This is a genomic window from Marinilabilia salmonicolor (genome assembly GCF_003003035.1).
Classification (GTDB): domain Bacteria; phylum Bacteroidota; class Bacteroidia; order Bacteroidales; family Marinilabiliaceae; genus Marinilabilia; species Marinilabilia salmonicolor_A.
The window spans coordinates 1-23,471 of sequence record NZ_PVTS01000005.1; the positions used below are offsets into that span (position 1 = coordinate 1).

11 protein-coding genes are annotated in these 23,471 nt (G+C 45.5%); 4 read left to right on the plus strand and 7 right to left on the minus strand.

The features are described from left to right. Window positions 1–61: 61 nt before the first annotated feature. Window positions 62–11,512 (plus strand): PKD domain-containing protein, encoded by an 11,451-nt coding sequence (locus BY457_RS06205; RefSeq protein ID WP_106152479.1) that lies wholly within the window; start codon window positions 62–64, stop codon window positions 11,510–11,512. A 69-nt stretch (window positions 11,513–11,581) separates the two neighbouring features. Continuing rightward, a complete protein-coding gene (locus BY457_RS06210; RefSeq protein ID WP_258176637.1) occupies window positions 11,582–12,646 on the plus strand; it encodes a PorP/SprF family type IX secretion system membrane protein in 1,065 nt (354 codons plus the stop codon). A 445-nt stretch (window positions 12,647–13,091) separates the two neighbouring features. Here the strand turns inward: BY457_RS06210 and BY457_RS06220 are convergent, their stop codons facing one another. The 6 genes from BY457_RS06220 to BY457_RS06245 form a co-directional block, all read right to left on the minus strand. Continuing rightward, the gene (locus tag BY457_RS06220; RefSeq protein ID WP_106152481.1) at window positions 13,092–14,390 is read right to left on the minus strand and encodes a glycosyltransferase; all 1,299 of its coding nucleotides are present in this window, start codon (window positions 14,388–14,390) and stop codon (window positions 13,092–13,094) included. An 18-nt stretch (window positions 14,391–14,408) separates the two neighbouring features. Beyond that, entirely contained in the window at window positions 14,409–15,020 is a 612-nt protein-coding gene (locus BY457_RS06225; RefSeq protein WP_106152482.1) for an OmpH family outer membrane protein, read from the minus strand. A 113-nt stretch (window positions 15,021–15,133) separates the two neighbouring features. Continuing rightward, window positions 15,134–15,454, minus strand: a complete 321-nt coding sequence (locus BY457_RS06230) for a hypothetical protein (protein ID WP_106152483.1) — start codon at window positions 15,452–15,454, stop codon at window positions 15,134–15,136. Between the two features lie 6 nt (window positions 15,455–15,460). Further along, window positions 15,461–15,766: an FtsB family cell division protein gene (locus BY457_RS06235; RefSeq protein ID WP_106152484.1), complete on the minus strand. Its 306-nt coding sequence runs from the start codon at window positions 15,764–15,766 to the stop codon at window positions 15,461–15,463. 699 nt (window positions 15,767–16,465) lie between these two features. Further along, complete coding sequence (gene pruA / locus BY457_RS06240) at window positions 16,466–18,097, minus strand: L-glutamate gamma-semialdehyde dehydrogenase (RefSeq protein ID WP_106152485.1); 1,632 nt, start codon at window positions 18,095–18,097, stop codon at window positions 16,466–16,468. A 258-nt stretch (window positions 18,098–18,355) separates the two neighbouring features. Beyond that, a complete protein-coding gene (locus BY457_RS06245) occupies window positions 18,356–20,830 on the minus strand; it encodes an alpha-ketoacid dehydrogenase subunit alpha/beta (protein ID WP_106152486.1) in 2,475 nt (824 codons plus the stop codon). Window positions 20,831–21,008: 178 nt separating this feature from the next. On the opposite strand from BY457_RS06245, the gene BY457_RS06250 reads away from it, so the two are divergent. Both BY457_RS06250 and BY457_RS18990 read left to right on the plus strand, forming a co-directional pair. Further along, on the plus strand, window positions 21,009–21,224 hold the full coding sequence (locus BY457_RS06250; RefSeq protein WP_010664554.1) for a hypothetical protein: 216 nt from the start codon (window positions 21,009–21,011) through the stop codon (window positions 21,222–21,224). Window positions 21,225–21,358: 134 nt separating this feature from the next. Beyond that, window positions 21,359–21,532, plus strand: coding sequence for a hypothetical protein (locus tag BY457_RS18990; protein ID WP_181256405.1), 174 nt, complete (start codon window positions 21,359–21,361; stop codon window positions 21,530–21,532). 655 nt (window positions 21,533–22,187) lie between these two features. Here the strand turns inward: BY457_RS18990 and BY457_RS06255 are convergent. Continuing rightward, window positions 22,188–23,198, minus strand: a complete 1,011-nt coding sequence (locus BY457_RS06255) for an FAD:protein FMN transferase (RefSeq protein WP_181256407.1) — start codon at window positions 23,196–23,198, stop codon at window positions 22,188–22,190. Between the last annotated feature and the right edge of the window lie 273 nt (window positions 23,199–23,471).

The window sequence follows — 23,471 nt, forward strand, 5'->3', positions numbered from 1 at the left end:
CTCTGGTTTAAAGATTTTCTGTGTTGCATGATTTTTTTTGACAAAGGTAGGCGTCTGGATCATGCCAGGAAAGATGTCATTGCTGGGGTGGATACCTTGCAACGGGGCCGGCAATGGTGTAATTGAACTCCGTGCAACCGGCGGGAACGATGCAAATTATACTTTTTCACTTGTGCGTCAGCCTTCTACCACAATTACCAATGGTTCCATTTCAGGAAACATTGCCCGGTATGAAAATCTGGTTTCCGGATTTTATACAGCGAGAGTGGAAGACGCCAATGGGGTAGTGGAGAGTATTGCGGGTATTGATCTTACAGGGCCTGATCCGCTGGTGCTGACAGTGAATGAGGTGCGTGATGCCGAATGCCCGGGTGCTGCAAATGGCTTTATCAGTTTTGATATTTCAGGTGGAGATATTTCTTTAGGGGATTATGCTTACAGTATTATTCCGCAAAGCGGATCTATTATAACAGGAACGACCAATGGTCCGGGCTCCAATAACACATTGAGTGCGGGTGATTATTTATTGCAGGTTACCGATGGAACAGGTGTCTGCACCATTTCCGAATCGTTTACTATCGGAGAACCCGATCCTATTGTGATTTCAGGAACTGTTTCACAAATTTCCTGTAATGGCGCCGACGACGGAGAAATTTTCTTTAACATTTCCGGCGGCCATGGGCCATATACATCCTATACCTATGAGTGGTATGAGGCCAGTACACCGGCGACTCCTTTTGCAACGATTAGCGATGGTTCAACCAGCATTGACGGGCTTGCACCAGGAAGTTATTATGTGGTTGCTACAGAGATAGCTCCAACAGGTTGTAGTAAGCAGTCTGAAACCTTCCTAATTGAAGAGCCGGATCCATTGTCGGTTACTGCAACACCACAGGATATAACTACCTGTAATGGTGATAACTCCGGAAGTATCGAAGTAAACGTTACCGGAGGAACGCCCCCATACATCGTGGATTATGGCGTTGGTACGGTTAGTGGTGGTGGCCCCATCTTTACCATCAACGACCTGGCGGCCAATACTTATACGATTACTGTCTATGATGACCATAATTGTGAGGCACCAGCTGTCACAGCTGTCATTAATGAACCAGCAGCCCCGCTGAGCATAAATAATATTACCTCAGATATCGCCTGTGATGGTTCAATTGCGGGTAATGAAACCAGTGGAACAGTAAGCTTTGATATTTCAGGTGGTGTTCCTGATGGAGCAGGCGACTTTTCTTACCACGTTCGTTTGCTGAATACCAATACCAGCGTTATTCAGACTCAAACCGTGGATGGTACTTCTACCGTTAACTTTACAGGATTGATCGCCGGAAATTACGAGATACGTGTTAGAGACAATAATGCAGATGCCTCAACCGGATGCGACAATCCAATATTTGAGACATTTACCCTGGAACACATCGAAATTTCCGGAAATGAAGTGAATGCCACTTGTTCCGGAATTCAGGACGGTGAAATTATTAATGTGCAGGTAACAGGTGCCAGCAGTAATTATACTTATGCCTGGACACCGGCAGCAGCTGTTGGTATTGATCAAAACTCATTAGATCAGTCTGGTCTGGCACCAGGTACTTATACACTTACAGTCACTGATCCTGATCGTGGTAGCTGCACCATCAGCAAAGATTTCACTGTTGAAAACGACAATGTTCTCAACATCAGTGCGTCAGTGAGAGATATTTCCTGTGCAGGAGGTACCGACGGAGCTATTCGCAATGTTCAGGTGACAGGTGCTTCCGATCCTTCCCAGCCTTTAAAATATGTTTGGCAGGGGCCTGGAATTGGTACCATTACTATGATGAGTGATGAGTTTGGTTTCGATCCCAATCTCTATGACTTAGAGCCTGGTAGTTATACTCTTTCAGTTACTGATGGCAACAGCTGTGATGTAACCAAAGTGTTTATCATCGATGAACCGAATCCGATCACCTTTGATTTGACCACATCGCTTGATAATTGCAGCCCTTATAACCGTTCCATTACCATTAACAATCTGGATAGTTCCGATGGAACAGGTGATCCTGCTAACTTTACCTATGTCTGGAACGGGCCGGGCAGCTTTGCTATCGCTGGTGATGAACAAAGTATTTCGAATATTAAAAAGGCCGGAACTTACACCGTGCGCATTATCGACGAGGCCGGTTGCAGTCAGGAGGAATCCATTACAGTGTTTGGCGATATCTCAGTGGAAGAAGATTTGACTCATGTAAGATGTAATGGCGGAACCGATGGCAGCATTGTACTGACCATTACCGGTGGAAGCGGTAATTATACTTATTCGTGGGTTGATGCAGGAGGTAATCCAACTGCCAATCCTAATGTTAAAAATCAGAATGGACTTACAGCCGGGACTTACACAGTAACTATTTCCGATAATCATGCTGACCAGGACTGTGGTGGAGGTACTAATCCTTATTCAGTAACAAAAAATTATACCATCACACAGCCTGCAGCTATTGATGTAGATTACGAAAAGATAGATGTTTCCTGTAATGGCAATGCCGACGGACAGATTACAATGGATGTCACAGGGGGCAGTGGTAGTTATGAATATGCATGGACGCCTGCGTCTGCTCTTGGTATTGTTCCCGGACTTAGAAAACAGGTGGGTCTGGAAGGTGGCATTTATGGTGTTACCGTGACTGATGCTTTAACCGGTTGCGAACAGAATACGACCATTGAAATTATTGAACCAGCGGTGCTTGATTTTAATGTTACTTCCACCGATACACAGTGTAACGGTACCAACAGTATTACATTGGATGAGACTTCTGCAACAGGAGGTTTTGGGCCGTATGAGTTCTCTGCTACCGGACCGGGCGTTCCATCAGGATGGACCGAAAGTGATGATTTTGTAGACGTACAGGGTGGTGAGTACAATTTCACCCTGACAGACCTGGGTTCACCGGGCAATTGTTCTGTGACCAAAACGGTGGTTCTTGCCAAACCCATCAGTATTACCCCGGTAGTTACAGCCGAAACCTGCCCCGATTCCAACAATGGAGCCATCGAATTGGAAGTAGAAGGTGGCCGAAGTCCGTTTACCTTCTCCTGGATAGATGAGAATGGAGATCCTACCGTTAGTCCAAACAATAAAAATCAGGCTGGTTTGAGTGGCGGTCAATATACTGTAACTTATTCCGATGACCGAACTTGTGGAGGAACATTGACTGTTGAAGTTCCTATTACCAACGATATTGAACTCAATCCTTCTATCACGCCTATCGTTTGTTTCGGCGAGGAGACAGGTGCCATTTCAATTAATCCGACAGGCGGATCAGGTAACTACTCCTTTGCTTGGAGAGGCCCTGATGGTTTCTCATCAACCGATGAAGATATTGAAAACCTCGCGGGTGGGACTTACGAAGTAGAGGTAGTGGACTTAGAACTCCAGCATTATGGTGCAACCTGTACTTTCACGGAGTCATTCGTGGTATCGCAACCAACCGGCCCCATTGAAGTGACAGATGTAGTTACAACGGATGTTAAATGTTATGGCAGTGCAACCGGAAGTATTGAAGTGACTGTCGCAGGTGGAATGGGATTTTATACCTATGCATGGAGTGGTCCCGGTGATTTAAGTAGCCAAACAACCAATCAGCTTACAAATGTGGGCGCAGGTGCTTATAATCTTAAAGTGACAGATGCAGTGACCGGTTGTGTAGCCAATTTTGGGCCTTATACAATTAGGCAGCCAGCTCAGCCATTGAATATCGAACTGGATGAAGTACTACATGTAACGGTGCCTTCCGGTTCCAACGGAGCTATTCAGGTGAATGTGACGGGTGGTACAGGAAGTTATTCTTATGACTGGACTGAATCTACCGGAACTGTCACCAGTTTTGATGATTCCAATCGAAATGAAGGATTACCTGCTGGGACTTATACCATAGAGGTAGAGGATGATAACGGTTGTACCGATGATATTACTGTGGAAGTGACCGAACCGGGAAGTGCTCTTGCCATTTCTGAAACACATAAAGATGTTCGTCCCTGCTTTGGAAATAACAACGGAGAAATCCGTATTCAAGCTTCAGGTGGAACTCCCGATATGGCCAGTGGTTCTGCAACTTATCATATTGTGGTGACTCGTGGTGCTGATGAGATTTACAACGGCGATGATGATTTCATCGAACGGAAAAATCTTATTCCCGGCAGTTACCATATTGAGGTGACCGATGCCAATGGTGTTACAGAGACAACTGATGTTACTATTGCTGAACCTCCTGTGATCAATATTGCTGTGGATGATATTACCCCGGTAACTTGTGTTGGTGGTAATGATGGATCCATTGAAGTTACTGTTTCAGGTGGTACACCTCTTGATAATGCAGGTACCTTTGAATATCAGATGGAGCTTATTGGTCCCGCCGGAACATCCGGTAAAATAACAACAACAGGCAATCATACATTTAATACACTGATTGCTGGTAATTATACGCTCAGAGTATGGGATGACAGCAATGAAGATGGTATTTACTCCAATGGAACAGCAGAAGATGACTGTTACCAAACCATTTCAATGACTGTTCCCCAGCCTCACGTTGTAGCCAGTATAGAGGTTGTTCCCGGTTATGAAACCTTATGCCGGGGAGAATCTCCGGAATTGTTGCTGACCATTGCCAACTGGGACTTTACTTCACAACCTGATTTGGATATTACATTGAATGATGGTAGTGAGGTAACTGTTCCTGAATCTCCCTTCCAGTTTACCCCGACTACTGCTCCTTCAGCAGGCGTTGTGGGCTATGAAGTTACAAGTGTAGTTGAAACTGGCACAACCTGTAGTAAGGGTGTAGGCAACGGTGTCGCTACCGTAACCATTCATGAAACGCCTACCGCCACTATTTATGGCGATGGACGCTTGTGTCCCGGTGAATCACGCAATATTGGGGTGAGCCTTACCGGTGCCGCTCCATGGACAATTGTTTACACCGACGGAACCAATAACTATACTGAAACAGGAATCACCTCTTCAACGAAAGTTATTGAAGTTTCACCTGTGGAAACCACCACTTATACCCTGGTTTCTGTTACTGACAGTCATTGTACAGGAACCGTTTCCGGAGATGCTACTGTTACTGTTGATCCTACGACCACCGTGGAGTTGATTGCTCCAACGGTTCCTGAAATCTGTCGTGGCGATGCAAGCTATATAGATATTGATTTTGATCCTGCTTCAAGTGGCCCTTGGGAGGTTACTTATCAGGAAGATGATCTCAGTGGTACTCCTGTAAATCATACAATTACTGTTGAAAGCAGTGATTTGACAACAGTTGCTGGTAATTTTTATTACCGTCTGAATGTATCACCACTGGTGACTACCGAATATTCACTGGTTTCCGTTACGGATACCTACAGTGGAGCTAATAGCTGCCCGGCTACACTTACCGGACTTCCGGTGACCATTACTGTCAATGAAGTGCCTGAAGCCGCCGGCGATATAGCCGGACCTTCAGAGGTCTGTCAGGTGGATACGGCCACATACAGCGTTCCTGTCATTACAGATGCTGACAGTTATACCTGGAAGGTTCCTGCCAGTGTTGGATCCATTATAAGTGGCGCAGGTACCCGGGAAATTCAGGTAGAATTTGATGCTTCTTCGGCTTCCGGTTATATCACCGTTCAGGGAACCAATGGTTGCGGCAATGGCCCGTTGAACAGATTGTATGTGAATGTGCGTCCTGCTCCAACAGTTGGTGCTATTACAGGACCTTCAGACCTTTGTCAGTCTGCCAAAGGAGTACGCTACTCTGTGACTCCAATTGATGTTGTGGAAGGATTCCAGTGGACAGTTCCCGAAGGCCTGACCATCGTTTCAGGACAGAATAGTGCCAGCATTATTGTGGATGTGGATGATGCTACCACTGCTACAGCCGGACAAATTACGGCTACACCATTTAACAGTTGCGGAATGTCCACCAATGTGGCAACGTATGCTGTCACGGTTAATGCCAATCCTGATGCCGATGCCGGAAGTGACCGAATGATTTGTGGCCCTGAAATTGCGGGACCAGGACTTGATGGTAATACACCCGGTGGTACTGAGACCGGAAAATGGACGATTGTTTCCGGGTATGCAAATATTAATAATGTAAATGCTGCTAACACCACCCTTACCAATATCTCTTCCGGAGATTTGGTGCTGGAATGGAAAGTAACCGATAACGGAACACAATGTTACAGTACCGATCAGGTAGTTATTCGTAACAATAAATTGAACGTGGAAGCTGATGTGGACAAGTCTCTGACCTGTGATGGCTCTACAGATATCTATGGCACAGTGTTGCCTGATAATACATCGGGTAACTGGAGCATTGAACCGGGTGATGGAAGTGGTATTTTTGTTGATGCCACCGAAGCCGGAACTACTGTCTATGACCTGGCACCCGGTGAGAATACTCTACGATGGACCATTACTCAGAATGGGTGTGAAAGCTTTGCAGAAGTAGTTGTTGTGAATGATCAGGCACATCAGGCTGAAATAGATGGTGATGAGATAAGACAATTGTGCGGGGATGAGATCAGTCTTACTGCAAATGATCCTGCATTAGGAACATACCAGACAGGAAAATGGACTGTTATTAAAGGGCGGGCAAACTTTGATGATGCCACCAGTCATAATGTATCTGTCACCAATCTTTCAATGGGTGAAAATGTTTTACGCTGGACAATAACAAAGAATGGGAACTGTACCACCTTCGACGAAATAAGGATTTACAACAATCAATTGGAGGTGGATGCCGGAGATGGCTTTACCACTTGCAGCAACTCGGTTGTGCTGAATGGAACAGTGCCACCAGCCGGAGCTTCCGGTCAGTGGACAGCTGTGGGTGCTGCCGATGGAAATGCCATTTTTGCTGATGGAAATGCCTGGAATACGCAGGTGGACAATCTGGTGAATGGTAACAATACTTTCAGGTGGACAATCTCTCTTAATGGATGCGATACTCCTGATGAGGTAACCATCGAGAGTTATGCTGCTACACCAGCAGATGTTGGAACTACTCAAACAATATGTGGTACTACCACCACGCTCACCGGTAATCAGGAAGAATCGTATGAATCGGGGCGTTGGTCGATTGTCAAAGGCAGCGGAAGTTTCGATGATCCTACGTTTTATAATACTGATGTCACCGGCGTAGGATATGGAGAAAACATCTATCGCTGGACTATCAAGAACCAAAACTGTTCATCGTCAGCTGAGTTAACCGTAATCAACAATCAGGTGGAAGCATTTGCCGGAAAAGATACGGTTACTTGTGAGCAAACAATAAATCTGGCAGCTATACCTGCTCCTGCTGGTTATGTGGGATATTGGAGTGTGGAGCCGGGTATGGGAAGCGTTACCTGGGAAGACCCCAATACGCACGCCAATGCACGGGTAAAACTGGGATATGGCACCAATCAATTGCGTTGGACTGTGGAACACATCGGGAGTGGTTGTACTTCTTCTGATTTGGTAACCATTCAGGTGAATGCAATTGAAGTGGTGGAAGCCGGAGGGGATCAAACGCTGGAAGGTGGAGACGGTTCTACCAATTTGCAAGCAACGAAAGCACCCGATGGAGGGGATGGTTATTGGACTATTATTTCAGGTGGTGGGAATATTGATGATCCTACCAGCCCCACTACCGAAGTTACAGAACTGGAAATGGGACCCAATGTGTTTATGTGGACGGTTACTTTGGGTGATTGTTCCAGATCCGATCAGGTTACCATTACCAATGGCGACGTTATACAGGCTGAGACCATTCCTGATTTTATTACCTGTGTTTCTGATGTTCAACTGGGAGCCAACGATCCTGGTAATGCCATTGGGCGTTGGACACGTGGCAGCTACGGTTCGGGTGAAATTGTGGATGACGACAATCCGAATACCATGGTGCGAAACCTCGGCCCCGGTGACAACGAATTTGTTTGGACCATCTCGTATGGTCCCGGTACCACGTCAACATCCGATGTGATTGTGGTGACCAACAATAAACCCGATGAGGCCAGACCAAAAGATGGCGGTGTTACCTGTGATGATACCTTCCTGCTCGAAGGTAATGAACCCGACCCGGGAATGGGGACAGTATCCTGGTCAATCGTTTCAGGAGGGGGAGATATTGCTGATCCTACTGCCGTGATAACTGAGGTAACCAATCTGATGCAGGGAGAGAACCGATTTGTTTACAGCATCAAAAAAGGTGTGGATAAAGTGTGTTATTCAACCGATACGATTACGGTTATTAACGGCACACCCACTACACCTTATGCGGGTGATGATAAGACGCTTTGTACCGATAGTGTTCTGCTGGAACCCAATGTTCCCAATCATGGAACCGGGGAATGGCGTATCCTCGAAGGTGGGGCTGAGTTTGATGGCAATATGGCACGGAGAATTACACCTGGTGTGAACCGCTTTTTGTGGGTGATTTCTACGGACAACTGTTCTTTGCAGGATACCGTGACCATAACAAATAATGAGCCATCTGTTGCCAATGCAGGAGACGACCGTCCGGTTTGTGAAAATACGGTGGTGCTTTCGGGAAGTTTGCCTACCCGGCATACAGGTGAATGGACACGTATTTCCGGTTCCGGTGAAATCCAGAATCCTACAGAACCTGATGCTGAAGTTACCAATCTGGGACAGGGAGAGAATAAGTTCCGCTGGACTATTACCAACGGGCAATGTTCCGATTGGGATGATGTAATCATACGTAATGATTTCAAAGAGGCGAAGATTCTCTACCTGAATCCGGAGCCGATCTGTGTGGATACCGTTGCACTTCGTGCTAACAATCCCGCACCAGGTGTGGGAACATGGGGCGTTATCGGTGGTAGCGGAAGTGCCTCTTTTGACAATCCGTCAAATCCCAATACCACGGTAAGAGATTTGGCTCAGGGTGAAAATATTCTAACCTGGACTGTGACAAACGGACATTGTACCGATGTGGCTACCGTTACGATTGTTAACAATATGCCTACCGAAGCAGATGCAGGAGGTAATTTTGCTTCCTGTGAAAATTCTGTTACTCTGAGTGCTAATACCCCGGTTGTGGGCAATGGTACCTGGACCGTACGAAATGGAAGTGGCGATTTTGTGGATGCCAACAATCCCAATACTCAGGTAAACGGATTGAATTTTGGTGCCAATGTCTTCCGGTGGACCATCGTTAATGAGGGTTGTTCTTCGATTGATGATGTGCAGGTTGATTACAATACCATTGAACCTGAAGTTGGTGATGATCGCACCGTTTGTTCCGATACAGAAGTGCTGCAAGCTGCCAATCCTTCACCCGGCACAGGTACCTGGACCGTTGCCGGTGGCACCAGTCAGGCAACCTTTGATAATATCAATGATCCCGGAACCACTGTACGTAATTTGAGAAAAGGTGTAAACCGATTGAAGTGGACCGTTAGTTACAAAGGTTGTCAAACCACCAAAGAGGTGAGTATTACCAATGCTTCCCCCAGTACTGCTTATGCGGGAAATACCCAGCGTAAGTGTGCTGATGCAACTGTTTTGGATGCGCTGCAACCGGAAATCGGAACCGGACGTTGGGAGATCATCTCTGGCTCTGCAACCATTTCGGATGCCGATATTAATAATCCGAAGGCTTCTGTAACCAATATTGCCAAAGGCGAGAATGTATTCCGTTGGATTGTGGAAAATGATATTTGCCGCAGTGAGGACGACGTACTTATTGTGAACAACCTTCCATCTACGCCTTTTGCGGGTAGTGACCTCACCGTATGTGAACCCAACCATGACCTGATGGCTTCAACTCCTGAATATGGAGAAGGTTTCTGGTCCATCGTTGAGGGTGGAGGTAATATCTCTGATGTCACAGACCCCAGAGCAAAAATAAATAATCTGGCACAGGGAAGAAATGTTTTGAAGTGGACGGTTTCTCAGGGACAATGTACCCTGTCTGATGAAATTGAGATTACCAACAATACGGCTACTAATGCCAATGCAGGACCTGATGTGGCCGACTGTAAAGACTGGTCCCAACTGGATGCCAACCCACCGCTGCAGGGAGTGGGAGAGTGGTACATCGTTTCAGGAAATGGAGTTTTCGATAATACTGCTGATGAGAGTACCGTTATCCGTGACCTTGGCTTTGGGGAGAATATCCTTATGTGGGAAATCTGGAATGGCTCAGGTGAAGATCAGTGTTTTTCCAGAGATACGGTTGTTATATTTAATAAGGTGCCAGAGCAGAGTGATGCCGGAAATGATAAGGAATTCTGTGACAATTATACTACATTGAATGCCAACCTGCCGCCCGACGGTGCCATCGGAACCTGGACCGTGGTAAGTGGTGCAGGAGATTTTGAATCGCCAAATTCCAATAATTCCATAGTGCGGAATATTGGTTTCGGAAACAATGTCTATAAATGGACCATCTCTTACGATGATTGTGTAACAGAAAGTACCGTGACCATCAAGAGCAACAAAACGGATGCTTATGCGGGTGAAGATGTGGTGGTTTATGAGCCTGAGGCTATGTTGAATGCCAATAATGTGGGAGATTTGAATGCCCGCTGGAATATTGTTGGAGGTACCGGTGAGTTTGAGGATCCTGCATTCTTCAACACTATGGTGACCGGTTTGAGTGAAGGCATAAATACCTATCGTTGGGTGATTGACGTGGAAGGATGTACCTCTTATGATGATGTGAGCGTGGAGTACCGTCCTGTGCCTGATGCCGGCTTCATTACCGATGTGGATGAAGGCTGCTGGCCTCTGGAGGTACTGTTTACCAATTATTCTGTTGGTGTTCAGAACCGCGATTACCACTGGGACTTCGGAGATGGCAATTCTTCCGGAGATCAGAATCCTCTGCATACCTTTGAGGATCCGGGAAATTATTCCGTTACCTTAACAGTTCCCGGACCGGATGGAATTGAGGGACGTTACCAAAAAATTATTCGTGTTTATGATCATCCGCAGGCTGCTTTTAGTGTAATGCCTGAAGTGGTTTATGTTCCGGGAGATGAGGTTCGCTTTTTCGACCTCTCTGTAGATGCGGCAGATTATTTGTGGGATTTTGGAGACGGAAACAGCTCAACTGAGGCTCATCCGGTTCACGAATATACTGAAGGTGGGCTTTATGATGTTATGCTTCATGTGACCAATGAATTCGGGTGTGAGGACAGTACTGTCATAGAGGGTGCCGTTACTGCCATTTCCAAAGGGTTTATTAAGTTCCCTAATGCCTTCAGGCCACGACCCGATGGAGGAAGTTCGCATCAGTCCAGTGAAACAAATATCCTCTTCCGACCCGTATATAGAGATGTGGATACCTATCAGATACAGATTTACAATCGCTGGGGACAGTTGATTTATGAATCCACAGATATCGATGAGGGATGGAATGGGCTTTACAAAGGGCAATTGGCACCACAGGCGGTCTATGTATGGAGAGTTAGTGGTACCTTCGTAAACGGGGAGGAATTCCGTGAAACCGGCAGCGTCCTGTTGGTAAGATAAAATTGGTAATTGATCATTGGTAATTGGTAATTGATCATTGATCATTGATAGTTGGTAATTGATAGTTGAATGAACAGAGGTTTTAAATATATTGTCTATTTGGGTTGCTTTCTGCTGATTTTCAGTGGGGAAATAAATGCGCAGGATCCTACTTTTTCGCAGGTCTATGCCAATCCGGTCTATCTGAGCCCTTCGTTTACCGGGCTTACCAATGGCAGCCGGGTGTCATTGGCATACAGGGATCAGTGGCCCGGTATTCCCAATACTTACCGGACACTCTCTTTTGCTGCCGATCATTTCTTTGAAAATTACAACAGCGGACTCGGCCTTGTTTTTGTGCGGGATGATCAGGGAAGCGGCCAGTTGATAACCCAGAATATTGGGTTGGTATATGCTTATGAGTTTCCCATTACCAGAGAAATTTATGCCCGCCCGGGACTGAATTTTAAATACTTTGAAAGAAAAATTGACCCTACTTCCCTGCTCTGGGGGGATCAGATCGGGCCAGAGGGAGACATCCTGGCCAGTGCACTGGGTGACTTTGAAGCCGAAAGTTACCGAAAAATCGATGCTTCAGCATCAGCTATGATCTATAGTGATGATTTCTGGGTGGGGACAGTTGTTGATCATTTGGTAAAAAGTGACATTGGTTTCACCGACGTGGAATCATCTCTTCCCATTCGCACCACTCTTTATGGCGGAGGAAAATACCGTTTCCGTCCACGTACCCGAAATCAGGATGAGGTGGCAGGAACGCTGGCTTTTATGTACCGCAAGCAGCAGGATTTTCAACAGCTGGATTTGGGAACTTACTGGTACATCAACCCATTTGAACTGGGGTTGTGGTATCGGGGTATTCCGGTCATGGAAAGTGAAGGCCTGACCAATAATGATGCACTGATCTTTATTTTAGGTTTTAACATCGGGCAGGTGAGGCTTGCCTACAGTTATGACATGACTCTTTCCAATCTGGCAGGATACAGTGGTGGAGCCAATGAATTTTCGCTTGTTTGGCGCTTCTCCACATCAGGATTTAATGATTCACCCAGAGGAGCCATCCCTTGCACAGAGCCCGGAAATGACTGGTTGCGGAATAAGTCGAATTACAGAAGAGGTAGAAGGTCCATTTTTTAGGAGAAAGGAGTTTGCAGGTAGAAGTTGAACAGGCAGAAGATTTGACTAGAAGCTAGAAGGTAGAAGCTGGAAGCTGGAAGCGTGTGCAGGCTGGAATTCCGAAATTCAAATTCACATGATGCGATTGGTTGTGTGGGGGGCCTTTATTATCTGTCACCCCTGCCGGGGCTCTTCTTTAATATTATTACATCCCTTTGCTACTATTGCTACCAAACTATCGCCTCCGGGGGCTAAGACAAATACATAGTTAATTTCGAATGCTCCCAGAAAGAATCTCTTTATCATGGGAGATGAACAAAACACATTTGGTTTTTCTGGATGAAATGGAAGAGCCCCGGATGGGGTGACAGGTTTTTTCTGCTTTAAATGAATGTTTTCGCGGGGTTACCGGATTTTTAGACGCACGAGCGTGCGTCCCTGCGGCATGGAATTCAACCCTCATCTCTCAACCCTCATTCCCTGTGCCTTTCTCCATTTTTCTATACGCCGCTAACAATTCTTTTTCATCCAAAATCTCCGATAAATCTGTTTCGGTCATTTCAATTGCGGCAAAAGCAGCCTCAAAAAGGTCAGATTTGGCGTAGAAATGCTCATGAGCATAGTTGAGGTATCGAATGATCGTAAAGGCGTTAAAAGCGCCAAAAAAACGCTTTAAAAACGTTTTGCTGTTGCTGCTGTTTTGTTGGATGGTACGCAACTCTTTTTCAAAGTTGGTGTTGAGTAAAAAACTTCGAAGCGGACCAGTGAGTTGATAGGTCCAGTCCTCAAATTCTTCGGGAGGAAGCGTTTCCAGTTCCGGGGCAAGTGAAAAGAAGGTTTTGAGGTCATTAAAAGCCTGCGGATTATAAGTTGTTCCCTGTTTTTGGGTTCCTTTCAAATGATTTTTGACACTTGCCCCTGTGCCGAAAATGACTCTGTCCGAAGGTCTGGGAGAGGGGTAAACAGTTGTTGTATTGAGTTCGCCAAATCCTCCCAGCGGTATGAGTTTCTGCAGCAGATAAAAATCTTCACCCGCTTGTTTTTTAGGCATTCCACCCACAAGTGCATAGTTGATGGCCCGGAAGATCATGCAGGAACCCACGGTATGGAAGGCGTATGGAAATCCCGTTTGTTTCAGGGCGAGCAGATAATATCTGAGGTGTAATTCGTAAAGGGTGATGGCCTCATAAACTTCATCCGGATAACTTTTGCCCTCCAGAGGATGCTCGAAATAGATAGAGGCACCTGCATGATTGCTATTGGAAAACCACTCTTCAATTGCGGAAAAATAGTTGACGGCAACGGGACTGTCTGCATCCAGGCAGGCGATTACTCCATCGGGCTTTCCGATGCTGTAAAACCGTCTTGCTGCCTCATCCAGGCCTGTCTTTCTGGCGAGTCCTGCACCAAAATGTTTTTTTCTGAGGTCGTAGGCCTCTAATGTGAAGAGATCCAGCCACTGTGGACAAGCTTCCGAATTTGCAAGTTCCCGGATTTGAGCAGCACATGCTTTTTGTTCGGAAATGATTTCCGGTTGCTCGTCTTCAGGTGTGTTTAAAACAACAATAACCTCCACCCGAAAGGATGGAGGTTCACATGAAAACAATGATTTTAATGTGGAAAAGATGAGTTCATCCTCGCGATAGGCCGGAATAACTACAATTAGCCCGGTTTTGGCATCCGCAGGTGTATTTATGCGGTATGGAGGATTATGTTTTTCCAGATAATTCTTTAAAAGAATTGCCGGATCTTTTTTCCTGGTCATAGTTGTGGTTGACCTGTTTTATTTCTCCTCTTTGGAACTTTCGTAACGTTTGTTAAGTTGCTCAACAACAGTATCAGTTATGTTTAATGCCTTGTTGGCAAAGAGAATATTGTCCCCCATGGTATTGCTTAATACCAGTTTGTAGGGGTGTTTTTTTGTGTATTCCTCCAAAAATCCGGTAATGGTATCACGCAGCTCTCTGTTCATCTGGTTTTGCTGACGCATCAGGTTGTTGGACATTTGGTTGTTGAGTTCCTGAAGTTCCTGCTCCTTTTCGCGCAATCTTCTTTCCTCGTTTTGTGCTCTTTCCAGGCTTAGGAATCCGTTGTTTTGAACCTTACGCTGAAAAGATCTCATATCATCCTGAAAGACTCTCAAACGCTCGTTGAAATCAGCTCTTGATGATTCTTCTTCAGTTAAAAGTTCTTCGTTCAGGAAACGGGCATATTCATAGTTTATTAATAAAGAATCGGTATTGATATAGGCTATGGGATAGTCTTGTACCTCTTCTTTTGTAGTTTGCTGGTTCGCCTCTTCCTTTTTTTCTGAACCATCGGAGAGTACAATGATAAACAATGCAGCCACAGCCACAAGCAGTACTGCATTAAGAACGAGTGATAAATTTTTCATATCTCAGAAAATGATGTTTAATTTTTTATTGATGAGGACAAATATAACTGTATTGTTAAAATATAAAAAAGTTCTTTGTTTATTTTCCATGGGAAACCGAATACGAATGATGATCAGACAATTTTTCTGAAGCTGACATATCCGTCCAGAACAGCTGAGAGTGCAATGAAAATAATCCAGTAATCTTTTTTGAAATAGATGGCCCAAATGGCAGCGGCAAGAAATACCGCACTTAGCATTAGTATGCCGTTGATTCTTTTGCGGGGCGGGGCAGCAATAATGAAATTATAGATTCTGATGCCTAAAACGGGAATCAGCCCGATGGCAAATACCCATACCGCAGCAGGCATCTCAATAATGTGCATTACAATTCCTGCAAGAATAAGTGCCATTCCGGCATAGTACAATCCGCTTAAAAAACGGTAAAATCCCATAGTTTACTACTTTTCGGTGACCACAAAAATATCTTCATCAGGCTTTTTCATGAGATATTGTTCGCGGGCAAATTTTTCCAGATTATCCGGATTGCTTTGTAATTCCTCTATTCTCCGGGTGTTGTCATTTATCTCATTTCGGTAGTGGATTTTCTGTTTCTCAAGCTCATCGATGCGGCCCGAGAGTTCATGACGTTCTACCAGATTATTCTGATCAAAAAAACCAACCCAGATGATAAAAGCCAGAAAGGTAATTACGTAACGGTTACGTAACAGGGGTAAGCTCAACCTTAATATGTCTTTGAGTCCCATTTTTCTGACGTTTTTGATTTCTCACAAATGTAATTATTTCGACTGATTTTACAAGCCGGATTGGTTCATAAAACAGGTTGATATGTTATCCTGTAGAAATTTTACAGGGCTGAAAAGGTAGATTCTAAATATTCAAAATTTTGCTGCCAAAGTTAGTATGGTGTTTTTTTAGTAATTTCAGGAGAAGTTGATATTGTGAAGAGGGTATATTGATAATCAGGATAAAAATCATGAAAAATAATTCTAAAGATGAATTCCGCAAGTCCTTGGTAAATTAGAATGTTGATTATGATGGTGGGGTATATTTGGTATTAGTTGCTTTCGCCCCTTCAGGGCTCCGGTTTAGTCTCTTTATTAACCATAGGGCGTTGCCCCATGCTGTTGCTCATAGGCCGTTGGCCTGTTGAAACATGGTTTCAGAATGGACATATTCTTAATCCCTCGAAAGGGTTAATGCCCCATGGAAATGAAACTTCTGACTATATGAATCTCAACCCGAAATGAAAAATAGTTTTTAACTGGACATAGTGTTCGCCCTGGAGGGGCCCAAGCACCAGCATAGGGCAACGCCCTATGCCCTACTCGAAAGGTTCAATGGAGCCCTGAAGGGGCGAAAGCACTCATTAAAAAATACTACGGGGTTGTTTCTTTGAAAAACAACCCCGTAGAGAGAGAAAAACGTGACTTGCTAAACTATTTTTACTCCTCCGCCATAAATGGATAATTAAAATCCCTTGGAGGAACGAAATTTTCCTTAATGGTGCGTGGAGACACCCAGCGCATCATATTGAGCAAGGATCCTGCTTTGTCGTTGGTGCCGGATCCGCGGGCACCGCCAAATGGTTGTTGTCCAACAACAGCTCCTGTGGGTTTGTCGTTGATGTAAAAGTTGCCGGCTGCATTGACCAAACGTCTGGCCGTTTTCTCGATGATGTAACGGTCTTTGGCAAAAACAGCCCCTGTCAGGCCATAAATGGAGGTTTTATCCAGCACATCAAGCGTTTCATCGTATTTCAAATCATCATATACATAGATGGTCAGTACCGGGCCAAAAAGTTCCTCCTCCATTGTTCTGTAGTGGGGGTTGGTTGTAAGGATAATCGTTGGTTCTATGAAATATCCTACTGATTTATCGCAACCACCTCCTGCAATGACTTTCGCCTCGGGATGCTGTTCTGCTTCTTTGATGACACTTTCCAGTTTGTCGAAAGAGGGCTCATCGATGACAGCATTCATAAAGTTCCTGAAATCTTCGGGAGGCCCCATCTTGAGTTCCGCCAGTTGTGCCTGGACTTCATTGTTGATCTCTTCCCACCTGCTGGCCGGCATGTATGCTCTTGAAGCTGCCGAACATTTTTGCCCCTGATACTCAAAAGCTCCGCGTACAATGGCGGTGGCAACTTCCTGAGCGTTGCATGATTTGTGAGCAATGATGAAGTCCTTTCCGCCTGTTTCGCCAACTATCCGGGGATAGGTTTTGTATCTGTGGATGTTTTCTCCGATTGTTTTCCAGATGGACTGGAACACTTCTGTGGAACCGGTGAAGTGGAACCCTGCGAAATCGGGATGGTCAAATACTTCACGTGCAACAACCGGGCCGCTGGCAAAAATGAGGTTGATTACTCCGTCAGGCAGTCCTGCTTCTCTGAAAATTTCCATGATGATGTGTGCCGAGTAAACGGCAGTCTTAGAGGGTTTCCAGACCACGGTGTTGCCCATCATAGCCGGAGCAGAAGGGAGGTTACCGGCGATGGAGGTGAAATTGAACGGCGTAAGGGCAAATACAAATCCTTCCAGTGGGCGATATTCCACCCGGTTCCAGATGTCTTTGGCCGATGTGGGTTGATCACTGTAAATCTGGGTCATGTATTGCACATTGAACCGCAGGAAATCGGCAAATTCACAGGCGCTGTCTATCTCTGCCTGAAAAGCGGTTTTGGATTGCCCCAGCATGGTGGCAGCATTTATTTTCTGACGGTAGGGACCGGCCAAAAGATCTGCTGCTTTCAGAAATATGGATGCCCGATGTTCCCAACTCATTTCTGCCCATTTGGAGCGGGCTTTGAGTGCGGCATCAATGGCCTGATGTACATGGGCTTCATCTCCCTGGTGATAATGTCCGAGACAATGTTTTATTTCATGGGGTGGGTGGATGGAGACTTTCTTCCCGGTTCTGATCTCTTCTCCGCCTATAATCATCGGAATGTCCATCTCTACGGAACGATAGGCTTTAAGTTGTTTCTTGAGTTCTGCACGTTCCGGTGTTCCGGGGGCATAACTCAAAACCGGTTCGTTTTTGGCAGGGGGTACCTGAAATACTCCTTTTGGCATAGCACTTGGTTTTTTTAGGTGTAACAAATCGCAGATTGAATGGTCTGCTTTACACAAATCTAACCAATTATCATCCTGTTAGGAATGAAAAATGTCAGGGTTTTATGTGTTATGGGAAAAGGCATGAAGCAGGGGGCATGAAGCATAGAGCATCAGGGGCATCAGCTTAGTCATCCGCCGGGGCTTTTTTTATCCTGTCATAAACCTTCGGCTACCATATTGTCAATCAACTCAAAACCCTCAACTCAAAACCCAAACCTAATAAATCGGCGGAAATTTATCCGGATACGCTTCGCCCATGATGCCATAAACCGCGTCATACACATCTTCTGCATTGGGGTTGCTGAAGTAATCTCCGTCCGTACCATAAGCCGGTCTGTGATCCTTTGCGGTAATGGTAACGGGTTTGTGATCTAAATAGTAGAAACCTCCCTGTTCTTCAATGACTTTCTGCATCATGTAAGCCGTGGCACCTCCGGGTACATCTTCATCGAAAAAGACGATTCGGTTGGTCTTTTTCAGCGATTCCAGGATAATGCCCTTAGTGTCGAAAGGCAGCAAGGTCTGAACATCAATGAGCTCAACAGAAATACCTGCATCTTTGAGTTGGGAGATGGCATCCGCAGCAATGCGAACGCAGGAACCGTACGTAACCAGAGTCACATCAGTTCCTTCGGTAATGATTTCCGGCACACCAAGGGGAATCCTGAATTCGCCCCAGTTGGATGGCTGTTTCTCGCGAATGCGATAACCGTTAAGGGGTTCAATTACCAGGGCCGGATCTTCTCCCTGCAGTATTGTGTTGTACATTCCTGATGCCCTGGTCATGTCGCGTGGAACGCAGACATGGATTCCGCGAATGCTGTTGATGACCATGCTTAGTGGCGAGCCTGAATGCCAGATGCCTTCAAGTCGGTGCCCTCTGGTTCTGACGATTACAGGGGCTTTTTGACCTCCTTTGGTTCGGTAATGGGTGGATGCCAGGTCGTCACTGAGGGTGTGCAGTGTATATAACAAATAATCGAAATACTGTATTTCTGCAATGGGTCGGAAGCCTCTCAGAGCTAATCCGATACCTTCTCCAACAATGGTTGCTTCATGAATTCCGGTGTCCCGAACGCGCCACTCTCCGTACTTTGCCTGAAGCCCTTCAAGGGTCTGATTGACTCCTCCCAGTTTGCCCGTATCTTCTCCCAATGTCAGCACTTTAGGATTGCTTGAAAAAACAGCATCAAAATTGTCACGGATGATTTCGCGACCGGGAACCAGTGGGGCAACATCTGCATAATGGGGGGCAACGGGCTCCACCTTTAGCGGTGATTTGTCCGATTCATCGTAGAGGTAAAGGTTGTATTTTTCTTTGCCACTTTCGTAATAGTCGCTAACCCATTGTCTGAGACTCTCTTTTAACCCACCCGGTTTGTTGCAGGATACACACACATGCCGAAGAATTTTTCTTGCTGAACTGAGATTTTCTTTCCGGTTGAGACTGACGGAACCTTTGAGGCCGGAAACGATTTTTTTGATTTCGTTTTCCCGGGCAGCATCGCAGACGCAATGTTTTTGTTCCACGATGTCGATAAGTTCCTGTTTTTCCTCCTTAATGGGGGCCAGATACCGCTCATAGGTGGTCTTCCGGGCATCAAGGGCTTCTTTGCGGGCTTCCTCTTCCAACTGATCAAGCGAAGCGTCATCGGCAAGTCCTTTTTCCAGTATCCAGTTTCGCATCTGAACCAGACAATCTTTATCTTTTTCCCATTCCAGTCTCTCCTCCGACTTGTATCGTTCATGCGATCCGGAGGTGGAATGTCCGGTGGGTTGGGTCAGTTCTTTAATATGAAAAAGCACCGGTACATGATCTTTGCGACATTTTGCGATGCCATCTTCGTATATCTGACATAAAGTTGCATAATCCCAACCATAGGCTTCGTAAATGAGGATGCCTGACTGGTCTTTTCTGCTCTTTTCCAGTCCTTTCAGTGCTTTTGAAATGCTAGCTTTGGTGGTTTGTTTTTCTACCGGAACAGATATTCCGTATCCGTCATCCCAAACAGACACTGCCATAGGAATCTGAAGAACCGAAGCCGCATTGAGTGTTTCAAAAAACAGTCCTTCAGAGGTGCTGGCATCACCAATGGTTCCAAAGGCTACTTCGTTGCCCTTGTTACTGAATTGTGTGAATTCGGACAGCTCTTCTTGTTCCCGGTAAAGTTTTGATGCCAGTGCCAAACCTGTGAGCCGGGGCATCTGGCCGGCTGTGGGACTAATATCTGATGAGGTGTTTTTACTTTTCGTCTGGTCAATCCATTGATTGTTGGTGTCAATCAGTCTGGTTCCAAAGTGATTGTTCATGGAGCGACCACCGTTATCGGGGTTCAGTTCGGTGCGGGTTTCCCCGTACAACATGGCAAAAAACTTTTCCGGAGTGGTCATGCCTGTGGCCAGCATAAATGTCTGGTCTCTGTAATAGCCCGATCGCCAGTCTCCTTCATTGAACTGTTTAGCCATGGCTATCTGCGCCACTTCTTTGCCGTCACCAAAAATTCCGAATTTTGCCTTTCCGTTCAATACTTCGCGACGGGCCAGTACGCTCATTTGGCGGCTGAGGTGCGCCAAACGGTAGTCCTTAAGTACTTCCTTCCTGAATTCTTCAAATCTGAGGGCTTCTTTTTTTGCCTTATCCGGTGAATCGTTGCTGATAATTTCTTCTGTTTTCTGTTTGCTTGTCATCATTGCGCTTCAATTGTGTCGGTTAAGCTCTCCATAAGCATCCAACTGGGCAAAGTTAGGGTTTTTATTGAAGGTTGAGTCACCTCTGGTTTATAGGTTGCAATACTCAAACATAAAGGGTGGCAGGAATGTTTACCCTGCTTCATTTTTTGTATCTTTGTTGCTCTTAAAATGATTGACAATGATACTGAAACTTCTACTGATTACGATTGTTTTGATGGCCGGTATAACTGCTCTGTTGGGGATTCGTATTCTCATTCAGAAAGGGGGTAAATTTCCGAATACGCACATTGGAGGAAACCGGAATATGGCTAAACGTGGAATTTACTGTGCCAACACCCAGCATAAAATCGCCAGTAAGGACAAGCGTCATATTCTGAAAGATACCTTGAGCTAAATCTAATAGCTGCTTTTAGCTTTTGAGGAATGCTGTAAATCACAGATGAAAATTGTTGAAATAATAACAGGATATTTGCATCCGAAACTCAAAATATTTATCTTTGTAGAAGAAACGAACGAGGAGGATTTTTTATGAGTAATATTTTAGTAGTGATAGGGCTGGCCATACTTTTTGTAGGTTTGGCGTTTGCAGGTCTGGCCGTTAAGAGTTTTTTCAAAAAGGATGCAACGCTGCGCACCTGTAGTGGTGGTTCATGCGGTTGCCACTCATCAGCAGACAGTTGTCAGACCGAAGTTGCGCGTTAGAAGATTAACCAGACCTATCTTATACCTAAGACAGGGAAGATTTAGACAGGCCGAAAGCCTAAGAGTAATAGCCCAGGGCAACGCCCTGGGTTTTTTTGCTCCCTCTCATTGTTGGTCGCGACGCGACCAATAATGAGAGGGAGCGGGAGTTGTTCCCGTTTTCCTGGGGCGTTGCCCCAGGCTATTGCTTTCAGGCCGTTGACCTGTTGAAGATTCGTTTTGAGGGCAACACGTTGCCCTCAGGAGAATTCAGACCAATTAGCCGTCCATAAATTAAGTAAACTCTGTTTTTAGAGCTATTTCTGGTCAGAAAGTGCCAGTTGCAAGGCTTGCGACCGCGTGCAGCCTAAAGCTTTAGCGCCGTGCCGTCGGCAAGCCTTTGGCGGCCGATGGGTGGCGCAAGTCCGAAAATACGGAGTTTACTCATCGTAAATGAGTAATTTTCGGACGAGCGTAACGACGCAAATGGTGCTTTATGGACAGAAACTAATTAGTGTCCGTCTATAAACTAAGCAAAGTTGTTCAAGTTCGCTGTTTCTGTTCAGAAGGTTCCGTTTACAAGGCTTGCCATTAGCGGAAATGCGGAGTTTACTTGAGTAAATGAGCAATTTCCGCTAATGGCGTAACGCAGTAAACGGGACTTTATGGACAGACTCTAATTAGTGAGGTATTTCTTAAACCCTGTAGTCAAAGAAACCTCCATTCCGTCCTCTGTGCTGAATATGAAGCACCCTTCCATTTCCGGATGTTTTTGCATTAATTCCATACTTTTTTCCACTCCCATCACCATACATGCTGTTGCATAGGCATCGGCAGTCATACAATCGTCGGCTATCACCGATGCACTTAGCAGAGAATGTTCCACCGGCATCCCTGAAACGGGGTCGATGGTGTGGGCATACTTTTTTCCCGTTTTTTCGTCGATGTAAAATTGCCGGTAGTTTCCGCTTGTTGCCAGAGCTTTTCCTGATAGTTGTATAATGAACTGTAACTCGCGGTCCGAGGCAGTTGGGTCATCAATGGGTTTGTCTATACCCACTTTCCAGTGGTCTCCTCTTGAGTTTAGGCCGCTGCAAACAATTTCGCCCCCAATTTCCACCAAAAAATTTTCACATCCGGATTCTGACAGGATTTGTGCTGCCACATCCACACCGTACCCTTTGGCTATGGCTGAAGCATCCAACATAACCCCGGGGTGGGATTTAATTACGGAATCACCCGTAAGTTTCAGGTAATTCATGCCTACAAGTTGCTTCAATGCTTCAATTTTTTCGGGAGTCATCTCCTCTTTGTTGGTAAATCCAAACCCCCATGCATTGACAAGGGGGGCTACTGTCATGTCGAATGCCCCATCTGTGGCAGCGCTTATTTTTTTACCCGCCTCAAATACATTCCGAAAATGGAGGTTTGTCTGAGTGCCGTTTTCAGACTTATTGAGCAGTGAAATAACAGAGGTGCTGTCGTAAGTGGAAAGGGACTGGTTAACGGATTTCAGGGCCTGCAATACCTCCTGGTGAAGGTCTTTCCCGTCCGGACTTTCATAAATGATGTGGTAATAGGTGCCAAAAACTTCGCCCTGGTTCTTTATCCAGGTTGATTGGTTACAGCCAGACAAGAAGAGGAATACTGAAACCAGGAATACGGGAGTTGTTTTTAAAAGCTTCATTTTTTCAACAAATAATTTGTGCAAAAATAGAACAATTATTTTTTAACCTTCCTTTTGGATAAAACAGGTAAGATTTAAACAGGCTGAAAGCCTGAAAGCAATAGCCCAGGGCAACGCCCTGGGTTTTAAGGGTTCCCTCATCCCCCCCTCTCATTATTGGTCGCGTCGCGACCAATAATGAGAGGGGGGGAGTTGTTACAATTTTCCTGGGGCGCTGCCCCAGGCTATTGCTTAAAGACCTTCGGCCTTTTTAAACCATTCTCTCAACTTGTC